12 protein-coding genes are annotated in these 13,905 nt (G+C 70.7%); 5 read left to right on the forward strand and 7 right to left on the reverse strand.

Features of this window, described 5'->3' with window-relative positions:
* Positions 1-117: 117 nt before the first annotated feature.
* Positions 118-645 (reverse strand): pyridoxamine 5'-phosphate oxidase family protein, encoded by a 528-nt coding sequence (locus DFJ64_RS16000; RefSeq protein WP_115852157.1) that lies wholly within the window; start codon positions 643-645, stop codon positions 118-120.
* A gap of 173 nt (positions 646-818) precedes the next feature.
* Here DFJ64_RS16000 and DFJ64_RS16005 point away from each other — a divergent pair, with 173 nt between their 5' ends.
* The 4 genes from DFJ64_RS16005 (at position 819) to holA (ending at position 6,205) form a co-directional block, all read left to right on the forward strand.
* Positions 819-1,751: a phosphotransferase family protein gene (locus DFJ64_RS16005; protein WP_170152637.1), complete on the forward strand. Its 933-nt coding sequence runs from the start codon at positions 819-821 to the stop codon at positions 1,749-1,751.
* Positions 1,752-2,068: 317 nt separating this feature from the next.
* A complete protein-coding gene (locus DFJ64_RS16010) occupies positions 2,069-2,710 on the forward strand; it encodes a ComEA family DNA-binding protein (RefSeq protein WP_245941169.1) in 642 nt (213 codons plus the stop codon).
* 134 nt (positions 2,711-2,844) lie between these two features.
* Entirely contained in the window at positions 2,845-5,331 is a 2,487-nt protein-coding gene (locus tag DFJ64_RS16015; protein WP_245941170.1) for a ComEC/Rec2 family competence protein, read from the forward strand.
* Complete coding sequence (gene holA, locus DFJ64_RS16020; RefSeq protein WP_245941325.1) at positions 5,264-6,205, forward strand: DNA polymerase III subunit delta; 942 nt, start codon at positions 5,264-5,266, stop codon at positions 6,203-6,205. Before DFJ64_RS16015 ends, holA begins: the two co-directional genes overlap by 68 nt.
* A gap of 174 nt (positions 6,206-6,379) precedes the next feature.
* Here holA and rpsT read toward each other — a convergent pair whose 3' ends face one another.
* The 6 genes from rpsT to DFJ64_RS16050 all read right to left on the reverse strand — a co-directional run bounded on the left by rpsT (position 6,380) and on the right by DFJ64_RS16050 (position 11,657).
* Positions 6,380-6,640 carry a 30S ribosomal protein S20 gene (rpsT, locus tag DFJ64_RS16025; RefSeq protein WP_115851180.1) on the reverse strand — a complete coding sequence of 87 codons (261 nt, stop codon included), beginning with the start codon at positions 6,638-6,640 and terminating at the stop codon, positions 6,380-6,382.
* A gap of 271 nt (positions 6,641-6,911) precedes the next feature.
* Entirely contained in the window at positions 6,912-7,628 is a 717-nt protein-coding gene (locus tag DFJ64_RS16030) for an ABC transporter permease (protein WP_115851181.1), read from the reverse strand.
* 7 nt (positions 7,629-7,635) lie between these two features.
* Positions 7,636-8,553 carry an ABC transporter ATP-binding protein gene (locus DFJ64_RS16035; protein ID WP_115851182.1) on the reverse strand — a complete coding sequence of 306 codons (918 nt, stop codon included), beginning with the start codon at positions 8,551-8,553 and terminating at the stop codon, positions 7,636-7,638.
* Between the two features lie 61 nt (positions 8,554-8,614).
* Positions 8,615-9,601 carry an ABC transporter permease gene (locus DFJ64_RS16040; protein ID WP_115851183.1) on the reverse strand — a complete coding sequence of 329 codons (987 nt, stop codon included), beginning with the start codon at positions 9,599-9,601 and terminating at the stop codon, positions 8,615-8,617.
* Positions 9,585-10,553, reverse strand: a complete 969-nt coding sequence (locus DFJ64_RS16045) for an ABC transporter ATP-binding protein (protein ID WP_211310637.1) — start codon at positions 10,551-10,553, stop codon at positions 9,585-9,587. The genes DFJ64_RS16040 and DFJ64_RS16045 overlap by 17 nt, the downstream gene beginning before the upstream one ends.
* Positions 10,554-10,661: 108 nt before the next feature.
* Positions 10,662-11,657, reverse strand: coding sequence for a phosphotransferase (locus tag DFJ64_RS16050; RefSeq protein WP_115851185.1), 996 nt, complete (start codon positions 11,655-11,657; stop codon positions 10,662-10,664).
* A gap of 212 nt (positions 11,658-11,869) precedes the next feature.
* Between DFJ64_RS16050 and lepA the strand changes: the two genes are divergently transcribed.
* Positions 11,870-13,735: a translation elongation factor 4 gene (gene lepA, locus DFJ64_RS16055; protein ID WP_281268512.1), complete on the forward strand. Its 1,866-nt coding sequence runs from the start codon at positions 11,870-11,872 to the stop codon at positions 13,733-13,735.
* The last annotated feature ends 170 nt before the right edge of the window (positions 13,736-13,905 follow it).

Genomic DNA, 13,905 nt, shown 5'->3' on the forward strand with positions numbered 1-13,905 from the left:
CAGGCATGGCTGCTCCCCGCCCGCTCGATTTGCGCGACAGGAGCGCGGCGAGAGGTGTGGCCCTCGCTCGCCGGCCCTTGGCGATGCTTCCGGGCGACGGTCGTCCGGGGCGGGCCGTCAGGAGGTCAGGCCGGCCTCAGCGAGAACCTTCTGCTTCTGGTAGGCGTACGCGACCATCCAGTGCGGCACGACGCGGAGGTAGACGACGTCGTCGGCCCAGGTGGTTGGCGAGCTGCCGTAGTGGCGTGTCAGGTGCTCCTCGATCTCTGCCCAGTTGGGGTGCTCGGGTGAGATGAACTCGGCCACGCCGTGGGTGAAGACGCCGAGGTCGTCTCCCCGGAGGTGGGCGACGCTGACCGCTGGACGCGCCTTGAGGTGACGCGCCTTGGCCGCGGCGCCGGTGGTGGAGAAGACCCACCGACCGTGCAGGAAATGGCCGTCGACCGCGCTGATGCGCGGCTCGCCTCGCGCGGTCACCGTCGCCACCGAGAGCACGCACATGCCGGTGAGGACTCTGACCAGCTCTCGGGCGGTCAACGTGCGCTCGCCTGGTGTCACGATGGACCGTAGATGGGCGGTTGATCGGGCGAGCGAGGTGTCGAGAAGGGTTTGCAGCTCGTCGAGCTCGGCCTCGGTCTCTTTCACCGTGGCATTCTCACACCGGCTTCCGACAGTCTGGGCCGACGAGAAGCTGGGCCGACGCGAAGGTGGGCCGACGAGCTGGGGCTGACGCGATCCGGAAAACGAGAAGGAGGCGTGCGGACGCGACGACCCATGCTCCCCGCTTTCGCGACGGTGCGTGCCCTACCCTGGCGATCGTGAGCCAGGGTGGTGACTTTCGTCAGGAGGCGCTGGCCGCGATCGCCGACCGGTACCACATACCGATCGACGATGTCGTGCCCGCTCCGATTCTGGGCGCGGCCAACCACGTGTACTTCCTGGGCGACCACCTGGTGGTGCGGATCCCGCGCGGGGGAGGAGCTCGGCTCGCCGAGCTGGCCAAGGAGGCGACCGTCATCCCGGTCGCCCGACGTGCCGGTGTCCGGACACCCGCGGTGGTGACCTACGACGACAGTTGCACCGTGGTGAACGTGCCCTACCTGGTCATCGAGCGTGTGCGAGGACGTGACCTGGCCGCGCTCGGCACCTCGCCGTCCGAGGCCGCGGACGCCTACCGTGACGTGGGCCAAAGCCTGGCACGGCTGCACGGGCTCACCCGTGAGCTGGTCGGCTCGCTGCCCGGTCTCCACGTCCACGAGCCAGACGACCCGCACGCCACCGTGGACCAGCTGGCCAGCGCCGGCTCCATCGACCTGGAGACTGCGCAGTGGCTGCTGGAGTGGCTCGATCGGCTCGAGGAGTGGCGCCCCGCCGACGTCGAGCCGGTGATCGTCCACGGTGACGCCTCGCCCACGAATGTCGTGGTCGACGCGGACTCACCTGACGTCGCGAGCCTGGTCGACTGGGGCGACGCCGCCTGGGCGGATCCCGCTGTCGACTTCGCCAAGCTGCCCTTGCGGGCGGTGCCCTTCGCGTTGGAGGGGTACGCCGCTGCGTTGAGCGGGCGGGAACGACGCGAGGCGATCCACGAGTGGTCCGCCCGCGTGCTTTGGTACCACCTCAGCTGGGCGCTGGCCGCCCTCCGACAACCAGGCGGTCACAACCGGACCTCACCGTCGGCTGACCGGCTGCTGGAGATGTTGCGGTTCTTCGCGGAGTCGCCGCCATCACCGTGGCCGTCGCTCGTCTGACGCGCCTGGCGCCGTCGTCCACAGCTCCTCGGCTCGGTCGCGCTCTCCACAGCGCGGTCGTCGAACCGTGAGCCGAAGCACGCCCGCGTCCTAGCGTCCGGGGCATGGTCTTGTGGCGTGCCCCTCGTCCCGACGATGCCGCGGTGGCGCTCCACCGCGTGCGTGCGTTGGCTCGCCCTCGCTCACGGGTGGGTGGATGGGTTCCGCGGCGAGGGATGGCCGTGCCGGATGGCGGCGGCGAGCACGAAACGACGAGCGCTGCCGACCCACAGACCGACGCGGCCCCAGCCTCAGGTGGCCGCGGTGGTCTCGCGGCCGTGGGCGACGTCCTCGCGGCGGCGTGGTACGTGCGCCGAGGTCATGTGGTCGTCATCGCGGCCCTGCTCCTGGCCGCGGTCCTGGCCACCGTCGTCACGGCGGTGCGGGACCGGCCTACCCGCATCGACCTCACCCCCGATGACGCGGCGGCCACCCCCCGAACGCTCGTGCCGGTCGCGACCAAGGCTGGTCCGCCCTCGCCCACGCCGGCACCCACCATCGTCGTCCACGTCGCGGGGAAGGTCCGGTCGCCTGGTGTCCTGCGTCTTCCCCCGGGCTCCCGCGTGGTCGACGCGGTGTCGGCCGCAGGCGGTGCGCTGCCAGGGGTCGATCTCTCCACACTGAACCTCGCGCGTCCTCTCGGCGACGGTGAGCAGGTCCTCGTCGGCGTCACTCCACCGCCTGGCGTTGCGTCTCCTGGCCCGTCGCGTGGCCCAGCCGAGGGTGGGTTGGTCGATCTCAACACCGCCACCGCCGAGCAGCTCGAGATGCTGCCGGGCGTCGGACCCGTGCTCGCCCAGCGCATCCTCGAGTTCCGGGCGAGACACGGCCGCTTCTCGAGCGTCGACGAGCTACGCGAGGTGGCGGGCATCGGAGAACGTCGGTTCGCCGAGCTCGCCGCCCGCGTCACCGTCTCGTGACCGCGGTTGAGCGGGTGGGCGCCATGGGGGAGTTCGCGGACTCATCCCCTTGGCGACGGCGTCCGCCCGACCTGCGACTGGTTCCTCTCGCAGCGACCGCCTGGCTGTGTGCGCTCGTGGTTCCTGTCGCTCCCGTGCCCGTCGTGGTGGGGACGGCGATCGGCTTGGCGGCGCTGGTGCCGGTGATCCTGCTCCTCGGCCGACGTCGGGCGCCGGATCGGCGCTCGGCACTGGGGCGGGGCGTCAACGTGCTGGCGGTCGTCCTCCTCGGCGGCGCCGCCTTCTCGTTGATCACCCTCGTGCACGTGTCCAGTACCCGTGCGGGACCTGTGCCCACGCTCGCGGCCGACACGGCTGTGGTCTCGGTCGACCTCCGAGTGCGCAGCGACCCGGTACGTCGCGAGGGACGTGGCTTCCGCTCCGCCTACGTCGTCCTGGACGCGGAGGTGGTGCGCGTCACCGCGCGCGGTGTCACCACCCGAGTCTCCACTCCTGTGGTGGTGATCGCTCCCATGTCGTGGGGGAGCGTCCAACCGGACGAGCTCGTGTCGACGACGGGGCGGCTGTCTCCGACCGAGCGAGGCGATCGTGCGGCCGCCGTGCTCTCCGCCCGCTCGCCGCCCCACCTGGTCGAAGCGGCGTCGCCTGCTCACCAGGCCGCGAGTCGGCTTCGTGCTGGCCTGCGAGCGGCAGTCGCTGACCTACCGGAGGCCGAGCGAGGCCTGGTGCCGGCGCTGGTCGTGGGAGACGAGTCGAACCTTCCGGACCACGTCGTCGACGACTTCGAGCAGGCCGGGCTCACGCACCTGACCGCGGTGTCCGGCACGAACTTCACCCTCGTCCTCGCCGTGGTACTCACCGCGGCGCGCTGGGCGAGAGTGCCGTTCGGTCTGCTGCCGGTTCTGGGCGTGCTGACCACCCTCGGCTTCGTCCTCCTCGCACGACCGGAGCCGAGCGTGCTGCGGGCCGCCGCGATGGGTCTGGTCGGCCTGCTCGCCGTGTTCGCCGGAACCCGTCGATCCGGTGTACCGGCGCTGGCGGTTGCCGTCATCAGCGTGCTGGCCCTCGACCCGTGGCTGGGCCGTACGTACGGGTTCGCTCTCTCCGTCCTCGCGACCGCCGGCATCCTGGCGCTCGCGCCGAGCTGCACCGACGCGCTCCGGCGTTGGTTGCCGCGGACGGTCGCGGCGGCGATCGCCGTCCCGCTGGCCGCCCAGCTGGCGTGCGCACCCGTGGTGGCCATGCTGTCCGGCTCGGTCAGCGTCGTCGCCGTCTTCGCCAACGTCGTCGCCGCTCCCGCGGTCTTTCCCGCCACGGTCCTCGGTCTGCTCGCCACTCTCACGACACCGCTCGATGTGCGGCTTGCGGCGGTGCCGGCCCGGCTCTCCGGCTACGCCGCCCGCTGGATCATCGAGGTGGCCGAGGTGTCCGCCTCGCTCCCGGGTGGGAGCGTGTCCTGGCCCGCCTCGTGGCTGGGCATCGCGGTGCTGAGCTTGCTGTGTCTCGCTGCCGCGCTCACCGCCCCGGCGCTGCTCCGACGGCGGGCCCTCACCCTGGCGGTCGCCGGCCTGACGACCTGCTGGGTGCTCCAGCCCATCCGATCGTTCGTGCCGCTGGCCTGGCTCACCGGTTGGCCGCCGGCCGGGTGGGTGGTGGTCGCCTGCGACGTGGGGCAAGGAGACGCGCTCGTCCTACGGGCCGGACCGCGGACCGGTGTCGTCGTCGACACCGGTCCCGAACCAGCGACCGTTGACCGGTGCCTGGCCGAGCTCGGTGTCACCGACGTCCCGTACGTCCTGCTCACCCACTACCACTCCGACCACACCAGTGGGCTCCCAGGTGTTCTGCGGGGAAGGCGCGTGGGTGAGATCGGCGTCCGTCCCTTCCAGCCCTCCGCCGGCCGTCCCGGGACCTCACCCAACGCGGCCCAGCGTGTGCTCGCGTGGGCCGGCGACGCCGCCGTGCCGGTGACCGTGGCGGTCCCGGGAGAGCGGCGGCGTGTCGGGCAGGTGACGTGGACGGTCGTGAGCTCGTCCGAGGACACCCTCGCGGCGGACGCGCCCTCGCGCCGGGACGCTGTTCCGGGAGATGAGTCGGCCGAGAACGACGCGAGCGTGGTCGTCGTCGCCGAGACGCAGGGCCTCCGTGTGCTGCTCACCGGCGATATCGAGCCACCCACGCAACGAGCGCTGCTTCGGTCGGGCGTCGACCTGCGTGCCGACGTCCTCAAGGTTCCCCACCACGGGTCCCGCTACCAGGACCACGACTTCCTCGCCGCCACTCAGGCGCGGATCGCCCTGGTGAGCGTCGGTGCCGGCAACGACTACGGCCACCCGTCGGAGTCCGTCCTGAGAGCGCTCAGGCGCGGGGGTGCCGTCGTCGCGCGCACCGACCGGGTTGGCTCGGTGGCGATCGTTCGTGACGGAGATCGGTTGGCGGTCGTCACGCGCCGGGAGGACGAGACGCTGTCGGCGTGGCGTGGGATGCTGGCGCTCGATGGCAGCGAAGTCACGGTCACCCGAGGTCTCGGTCCTCGGCGGAGTCACCCTCATCGTGGGCCCGGAGGACTTTCTCGCCGAACGCGCCGTCGCGGCCGCGCTCCGCGCGGTGCGGGAGGCTGATGCCGATGCCGACGTCGCCCAGGTCGACGCCGCCGGTCTCGGCCCAGGAGCCTTGTCCGAGCTGACGAGCCCGTCCCTCTTCGCCAACGCGCGGGCCGTCGTGGTCCGAGGGCTCGAGTCGCTCCCCGCGGAGACCGGCGACGCGCTCGTCGCCTACGTCAAGAATCCGCAGCCGGACGTCGCGCTCCTGCTGGTCCATCGCGGCGGGCAGAAGGGCCGGGCGATCGTCGACAAGCTGCGCAAGGCGCGTGTGCGCACCGTCGAGTGCGAGGCGGTGAAGAGCTCCGACCTCCCGTCGTTCGTCATGCGGGAGGCCCACGCGGCCGGCGGACGGATCAGCGAGGAGGCGGCGCGGATGCTCATCGAGGCGGTCGGCAGTGACCTGCGCGCCCTTGCCGGGGCTACGTCCCAGCTCGTCCAGGACGCCGGTGGCGCTCCGGTGACGGAGGAGGTCGTCGGTCGGTACTTCGCCGGCCGAGCCGAGGTGACCAGCTTCGCGGTGGCCGACGCCGCCGTGTCCGGGCGGACCAGCGACGCGCTGGAGCAGCTGCGCTGGGCTTTGCGAACTGGTGTGGCGCCGGTGCTCGTGACGTCGGCCCTGGCGTCCGGCTTGCGGAGTCTGGCCAAGCTGGCCGGAGCGCCACGAGGACTGCGCGATGCCGACCTGGCGAGAGAGGTCGGGGTGCCTCCGTGGAAGGTGCGCATCCTTCGCGGCCAGCTCCGCGGCTGGAGCACCGAGGGGCTCGCGCGCGCCATCCGAGCGGTCGCGAGAGCCGACGCGGAGGTCAAAGGAGCGGCCGAGGACGCCGAGTACGCCCTGGAGCGAGCCGTCCTGGAGATCGGGCGAGCCCGCTCCAACCGAACGCTGAGCTAAGCCCCGTGGTGGTCGGCGTCGAGAGGCAGCCGGCTCGCGGCGCGACGAGGCCCAGACGGATCGGGTTCAGACAGACACGTGGCTACCCGGCTCAGCCGGGTAGCCATCGAAGCCTGGTCCTCGTGTGCCGCTCGACGTCGCCGCCCGCTCAGGCGGGGTCGAGCGCCAGCAGGCTCAGAGCGCGTTGACCTTCTTGAAGATGGCCGACTTCTTGTTGGCGGCCGTGTTCTTGTGCAGCACGCCCTTCGACGCCGCCTTGTCCAGCAGCCTGCCGGCGTGACGGGCAAGCTCCTCAGCCCTGGCCCTGTCGCCAGCCTCAGCGGCTTCACGGAACTTGCGAATCGCCGTCTTCACCGACGAACGCACCGACTTGTTCCGCAGCCGGCGGCGCTCGTTCTGCTTGATCCGCTTGATCTGGGACTTGATGTTCGCCACGGAGCTTGTGCCTCGATCGACGTCTTCGGACGGATTGGATGGGGTTGGAAGGTGCCCAGGTCGGTCCTCTCACTGACCCCTGGACACGCGACGGGAAAGCCTACCAGCCGACCCGGGCGGGGGGCGAATGAGGCGGGATCGGACGTCGCCCAGACCATCCTCCCGGGCATCCCAGGTGCCTCTCCCGCAGGGCCCGCCCCGTCGGCAGCGGCCCACCGACACGTGCACGTCGCGCCCTGCCGACCTTCTCCTCACCACCCTCTACTCACCTCTACTCACTCTCCGTGAGGGTGAGCGAGCGCAGCCGTTGCCCAGCCAGCACCGTCGCGAGCACGGTCACGACGATGAGCAAGATCGTGCCGGCTCCCGTACCCACAGCCGCCTGGGCCGTGTCCGAGGAGACCATCGCCTCGGTCAAGGCGAGGGCCCACTGCTGGATGCTGAGCATCTGCGCGCCCGGGATGAAGCCGCCGACCATCGACTCCCAGATCAGGGCGTAGATCAAGCCGAAGACGACCGCGTGCTTGGTCACGACCGCGAGGAGCAGGAAGAGAGCGCTGTAGGCGATCCCGGCGACGACGGCTCCCACGCCGAAGCCCACGGCCATCCCCTCGTCGAGACCCACCATGACGAGGCCGGCGGCGACGATCGGGATCGCCGCGAAGACGACCAAACACGCGATCGAGACCAGGAGCTTGGTCACGACGATGACCGAGCGGCGCACCGGCTTCGACAGGATGTAGACGATCGAGCCGTCATCGATCTCCGACCCGATGACACCCGTTCCGGTGATCAGGCCCAGGAGCGGCACGATCGTCCCCAGCGCGAACGTCTGGAGCAGCCCGGCGCTCAGGTGAGGGTCCGGCCCTGCCAGCCAGCGGACGAGGACGGCGAACCCGAGCAGCAGCGCCGGCAGGATCACCAAGAACAGGGCCCGTCGCTTGCCGAGCAGGGTGCTCACGGTGAGCCGGGCGATGGTTGCGTTCATGCTGTCCTCACGAGGTGACGAGGTAGGAGAAGACGCTTTCGAGGGACTCGTCGGTCGGGGAGACCTCGTAGAGCCGGACACCGGCATGTCGGGCCACCTGGGGCACCAGCCAGGTGAAGCGCTGGAAGTCGACGGCCTGCACCCGTAGGCACCCCTCGCGCGTGTCGACCTCGACGCCGGAGGAGGAGCCGTCGGCGATGAGCGCCGCGGCGAGCCGCCGGTCGTCGCTGGACCGGATGACGTACTGGTGCGGGCGGTCGGCCATCAGCCGCCGGATCTCGCGGAAGTCGCCGGAGGCGGCGTGCCGTCCAGCGACCACCACCTCGATCTGGGAGGCGACCTGCTCGACCTCCTCGAGGATGTGCGAGCTGAACAGCACGGTGCGGCCTTGCTCGCCGAGGTGGCGAAGGAGGTCCATCATGTGCAGCCGCTGCCGCGGGTCCATGCCGTTGAAGGGCTCGTCGAGGAGCAGCACGGCCGGGTCGTGGACGAGCGCGGTCGCCACCTTGATCCGCTGTTTCATGCCCTTGGAGTACGTGCCGACGCGGCGGTGCTGCGCGGACGTCATGTCCACCAGCTCGATCGCCCGTCTCGCCGCGGCCTCGGGGTCGGGAAGCCTGTGGAGCTGGGCGTTGGCGAGGACGAACCGCCAGCCCGTGAGGTTGTCGTAGAGAGCCTCCCGCTCGGGGACGAGCCCGATCCGTCGATACACCTCGTGGTTGCGCCACAGCGGCTGCCCGTCCAGCGTCACGCTCCCGGCCGACGGGGCGAGGAAGCCGCTCATCATGTGGATGAGGGTGGACTTGCCGGCCCCGTTCGGACCGAGCAGACCGGTCACGCCGGGACCGATCGTCATGGTGACGTCGTTGACCGCGACGACATTGCCGTACCAGCGGGACGCCCGCTCCAGCCGTAGCACACTCATCCTTGCCTCGCTTCGATGTGACCCGCGACGGGCGGCGGCACCGCGGGGCAGCTCTGACTGATCACGACCCGGTCACCTTCCGGTAGCGCAGGAGCAGCAGCCCGACCGAACCGGCCACGACCACGACAGTCGCCAGCAGGTACACGGCGGTGGCGAGCGCGGTGTCGGGCGGCGGCACGACGCCGCTGAACTCCCCGCCGAAGATCCGCGCCTGGAGGCCGTCGACGAGGGTGATGGGCGAGAAGACGCCCAGGTAGCCGGCCACCTCCTCGTGGTCGGAGTGCTGGATGACCTCGGCGGCGAGCGAGGTGCCGGCGTAGCTCAGCGTCAGGACGCTGATGATCCCGGCGACGCCGAAGCCCCGGCGCGTGGTGAGCGACGCGATGACCGCGCCGATGCCGGCGAGGACGCAGGAGAGGACCAGTGCGCCGGCCGCGCCGACGGCGAAGTCCTTGGTCTGCTCGCCCACCGGCAGCTTGGCCAGGAGCGTGCCGAGGTAGAGCACGGCCAGCGGGGCGATGGTCACGATGGCGACGGCCGAGACCATCGCGGCGTACTTGGCCAGCACGTAGTCGCCGCGTGGCATGGGCCGAGAGAAGTACAGCGCCAGCGTGCGGAACCGCAGGTCGCGGGAGAACAGCACGGGCGCCTGCGCCGCGACGAAGACGCCGATCACCGCCTGCATGATGACGGTGTAGCGGGGATACGGCACCGGCAGGCTCGGCGCGTTGATCACCACCATGATCGCGACGATCAGGGCCGCCGGCATGAGCATGACGCCGAGGAGGAGGAACGGCAGCACCTTCGACCGGGCGCTGCGACCCAGACCGAAGGCCGCGCGAACGCTGTGGGTGTAGAGCGCGCGGAAGATGGCGGCTCGGCCGAGCCGGGCGCCCTCGTACCGGCGGTAGCCGATGTCGTGGATCACGCCGCCCTGGCCGGAAGCACCGGCTGGTGCGGTCGCGGTGGCGCCAGGGGCACCGTCTCCTGTGGGAGTGGATCCCGGGGAACCGGGCCCCGTGGCGGGCGCGTCAGGGGGCACCGACATGCTGCGACTCCTCCTCGGACTCTGGCGTGGCCGCACCGTCACGGAAGACCTCTGCGATGCGGTGCCGGCGTTGGTGCATCCGGACCAGACCCAGCTGTAGCTCCGCCGCTGTGTCGCGGACGACGTCGTAGGTGCGCTCGTCGGCGATGTCGACGGCGAGACAGCGCCCGTCCGCTCGTACGCGCAGACCTCGTGCGGCCAAGGCCTGGCCCATGCGGTCACGCGCGTTCGTCGGCCCGGCCTCGTCGAACGCCACGACCTCCACCGTCAAGACCGGTGTGACACGGGTGAACTCCGCGGTCGACGAGGCGCGCAGCAGCCGGCCGCCGTCGATGACCACCACGTGGTCGCAGATGCGCTCCAGCTCGCCGAGCAGGTGGGAGGTGACGATGACCGAGATCCCGAACTCGGTGCCGATCCGGCGGATGAGGTCGAGCATCTCGTCCCGGCCGGTCGGGTCGAGGCCATTGGTCGGCTCGTCGAGGAACACCAGCCGTGGGTCGTGAACCAGGGCCTGCGCGAGCTTGACGCGCTGCCGCATGCCGGTGGAGTAGCCGCCGACGAGGCGATAGCGCTCCTCGTACAACCCGACGTGCCGAAGCGTGTCGGCGGTTCGCTCGCGCGCGCTGGCCGCCGGCAACCCTGCCATGCGCGCCATGTGGACGACGAAGTCGGTGGCGGACACGTCGGGCACGAGGCAGTCGTGCTCAGGCATGTATCCGACGTACCGGCGGATCTCCTGGGCATGGGTGGCGACGTCGAGGTCGAGCACGCGTGCGTGCCCGGAGGTCGGCCGCTCCAGGCCGAGGAGGATCTTGATGAGCGTCGACTTCCCCGCCCCGTTGGCTCCGACCAGCCCGGTGACGCCGGTTCCGACGTCGAGCGTGAGCCGGTCGAGCGCCGTGACGCCCGGGAAGGTCTTGGTGAGGTCGCGTGTACTGACCACAGGCACGGGGACGACGCTAGTGGACCCGCCGCCTGCTGCCGTCACCCTGTCGGATGAAGCAGGTTGCGGCCCAGGTATGACTTTGGTCGTGCGGTCCCGTAAGGGCTTCCCCGATCAGCCCACCCAGCCGCGACGGACGGCGAGCCAGGACAGCGCGGCGGCGGCGTACGACGCCTGGTGCGCTCGGAGGTGGGGCGACCTGGCGTCGGGCGGGAGCAGGGACGACCGCGTGAAGTAGCCGGCGAGCCCGGCGAGGACGGCGTCGACCGCCTCGGCGTCGACGTCCGCGCCCAGCGGATGGGCGGCGAACAGCGCGTCGGTGTCGTAGCCGTCAGCCCGTGCGGAGATCAACAACAGCAGCAGGTCGAACCACGGCGCGCCACGGCTCGCCCAGTTCCAGTCGCAGAACCACACCTGGCCGCCGTCGCCGACGATCACGTTGTCGTCCCGGAGGTCCGCGTGAATGATCGAATCGCCGCGCAGCGCGTCGAGGGCGTCCTTCTCCAGCGCGGCGAGCTCGGCGACCTGAGGATCGGTCTCCCCGGAGCCGTGACCGGCGAGCTGGGTCCAGTACCCGAAGTCGTCGCGGAGCCACTCGCGGGCCTCGGGGACGACGAGGTCGGGCGGCCCTGGGGTCAGCGCCTGCGCCATCACCGTCAGCGCGGTGAGGGAGGCGGTCAGCTCCTCGGGGCGCCACGGCCGGTGCGGCGGGTGGCCGGGGACATCGTCGAAGCACAGGACCGTCCACCCTGCCTCGTCGAAGGTCCACCGCAGGACGGGGGCGGGCACCTCCTCCGGAAGCCGCGCGGAGGTCTCGGCCTCGACGCGATAGGCACTGGCAAGGTCGGGTGTGTCCTCGACGGACGCGGCCTTGACGAACACGCGCTGGCGTCGCCCGATGACGAGCCGAGCAGCGAACCCGGGGGAGAAGCCGGAGTCCTGGCTGGTCACGGCGACCACACGACCGCCCAGGCGCTCCTCGATGCGAGCACGGATCAGGCCGGGAAGCTCGTACCACTGCAGCCTGACGGCAGTGGCACCGTGGGGGATGGACGGCGAGGACGGCGACGACGACCGAGGCGACGACGAGGGCTGCGAGGAGTTGGACATCGGCGAGATCCTGACATCCCGGCTGTGCGCACAGTGGCCGGGGGAGGGCTGGAGCCGGAGGCCACCTGGAGCGTCCTGGACAAACCGGCCCGTGCCCGGCGATCCGGGCCGGCTGGGTCGTCGGGCCCCCGGAGGCCTCGGTGGGACGGGCAGGCGAGCGAGCGGCGTGGGATGATGAACGTCGTTCCCCGACCACAGTGAATGGATCGTCCGTGCCCGTACCAGTTCAGGGATCCGTGCCGCAGCCGGGACAGACCGACCCGGCGCTGATCCGGAACTTCTGCATCATCGCGCACATCGACCACGGCAAGTCGACGCTCGCCGACCGCATGCTGCAGCTCACCGGGGTGGTCGACGAGCGCGTCATGCGGGACCAGTACCTGGACCGCATGGACATCGAGCGTGAGCGGGGCATCACGATCAAGAGCCAGGCCGTCCGACTGCCGTTTCGGGCGACGGCGGGCGAGCACGCCGGGACGACCTTCGTCCTCAACCTCATCGACACTCCCGGGCACGTCGACTTCACCTACGAGGTGTCCCGCTCGCTGGCCGCCTGCGAGGGGGCGGTCCTGCTGGTCGACGCGGCGCAGGGGATCGAGGCGCAGACGCTCGCCAACCTCTACCTCGCGCTCGACGCCGACCTGCAGATCATTCCCGTGCTCAACAAGATCGACCTGCCGTCGGCGCAGCCGGACAAGTACGCCGCGGAGCTCGCGAGCATCATCGGCTGCGACGAGAGCGAGGTGCTGCGGGTCTCCGCCAAGACGGGGGAGGGTGTCGAGAACCTCCTCAACGAGATCGTCAGGCGGGTGCCCCCGCCGGAGGGTGACCCGGACGCGCCGCCGCGGGCGCTCATCTTCGACTCGGTCTACGACACCTATCGCGGGGTCGTCACCTACATCCGGGTCGTCGACGGGAGCATCTCCCACCGGCAGCGCGCGCTGATGATGGCGACGAAGGCGTCGCACGAGATCCTCGAGATCGGCGTCATCTCCCCAGAGCCCGCTCCGGGCCAGTCGCTCTCGGTGGGGGAGGTCGGCTACATCATCACCGGCGTCAAGGACGTCCGGCAGTCCCGCGTGGGTGACACGGTGACCGTCACCGCCAACCCCGCGGGGACCCCGCTGGGGGGCTACCGTCACCCGAAGCCGATGGTCTACGCCGGGCTCTACCCGGTCGACGGCGACGACTATCCCGACCTGCGGGACGCGCTGGAGAAGCTCCAGCTCAACGACGCGGCGCTGACCTTCGAGCCGGAGACGTCGGGCGCGCTGGGCTTCGGGTTCCGCTGCGGCTTCCTCGGCCTGCTCCACATGGAGATCGTGCGGGAGCGGCTGGAGCGCGAGTTCGACCTCAACCTCATCTCGACCGCGCCCAACGTCGTCTACCGGGTGCAGATGGACGACGGCAGCGAGGTAACCGTCACGAACCCGAGCGAGTTCCCGAAGGGCAAGGTGGCGCAGGTCTTCGAGCCGGTCGTCCGGGCGACCATCCTGACGCCCGCCGACTACATCGGCGCGGTGATGGAGCTTTGCCAGTCCCGGCGCGGGCAGCTCCAGGGCATGGACTATCTGTCCGAGGACCGGGTGGAGATGCGCTACACGCTCCCCCTGGCCGAGATCGTCTTCGACTTCTTCGACGCCTTGAAGAGCCGCACCCGCGGGTACGCCTCGCTCGACTACGAGCCCACTGGTGAGCAGCCGGCCGACCTGGTGAAGGTCGACATCCTGCTCCACGGGGACCCCGTCGACGCGTTCAGCGCGATCGTCCACCGCGACAAGGCGTACTCCTACGGTGTCTCGATGGCCCAGAAGCTGAAGGAGCTCATCCCGAGGCAGCAGTTCGAGGTGCCGATCCAGGCCGCGATCGGCTCCCGCGTCATCGCCCGTGAGACGATCCGCGCGCTCCGCAAGGACGTTCTGGCCAAGTGCTACGGCGGGGACATCACCCGCAAGCGCAAGCTGCTCGAACGTCAGAAGGAAGGCAAGAAGCGGATGAAGATGGTCGGGCGGGTCGAGGTGCCCCAGGAGGCCTTCATCGCGGCGCTGTCGGCGACGGAGCCCAGCGGGAAGAAGTAGGCCGTTGTATGGCCGCGTCAAACCGGATCGCGGCCCCTTGTGGGCGTGGAGCCTGGCGTGCCGGTCGCTCGTGCACCACGATGGTCGCGGCGAGTTGACGACGCGTGACCGCATCGCGCGTCCGACCCGCCTCGTTCGTGGTGAGATGCCTGGGTTCGGGCGGCGCTCGC

Origin of the sequence: Thermasporomyces composti, from assembly GCF_003386795.1 — a bacterium.
GTDB classification, from domain to species: Bacteria; Actinomycetota; Actinomycetes; order Propionibacteriales; family Actinopolymorphaceae; genus Thermasporomyces; species Thermasporomyces composti.

Excerpts from the sequence above, each read along its gene's own strand:
- DFJ64_RS16030 (WP_115851181.1), bottom strand. The coding sequence starts at position 7,628 with ATGAACGCAACCATCGCCCGGCTCACCGTGAGCACCCTGCTCGGCAAG.
- DFJ64_RS16035 (WP_115851182.1), bottom strand. The coding sequence starts at position 8,553 with ATGAGTGTGCTACGGCTGGAGCGGGCGTCCCGCTGGTACGGCAATGTC.
- DFJ64_RS16040 (WP_115851183.1), bottom strand. The coding sequence starts at position 9,601 with ATGTCGGTGCCCCCTGACGCGCCCGCCACGGGGCCCGGTTCCCCGGGA.
- DFJ64_RS16050 (WP_115851185.1), bottom strand. The coding sequence starts at position 11,657 with ATGTCCAACTCCTCGCAGCCCTCGTCGTCGCCTCGGTCGTCGTCGCCG.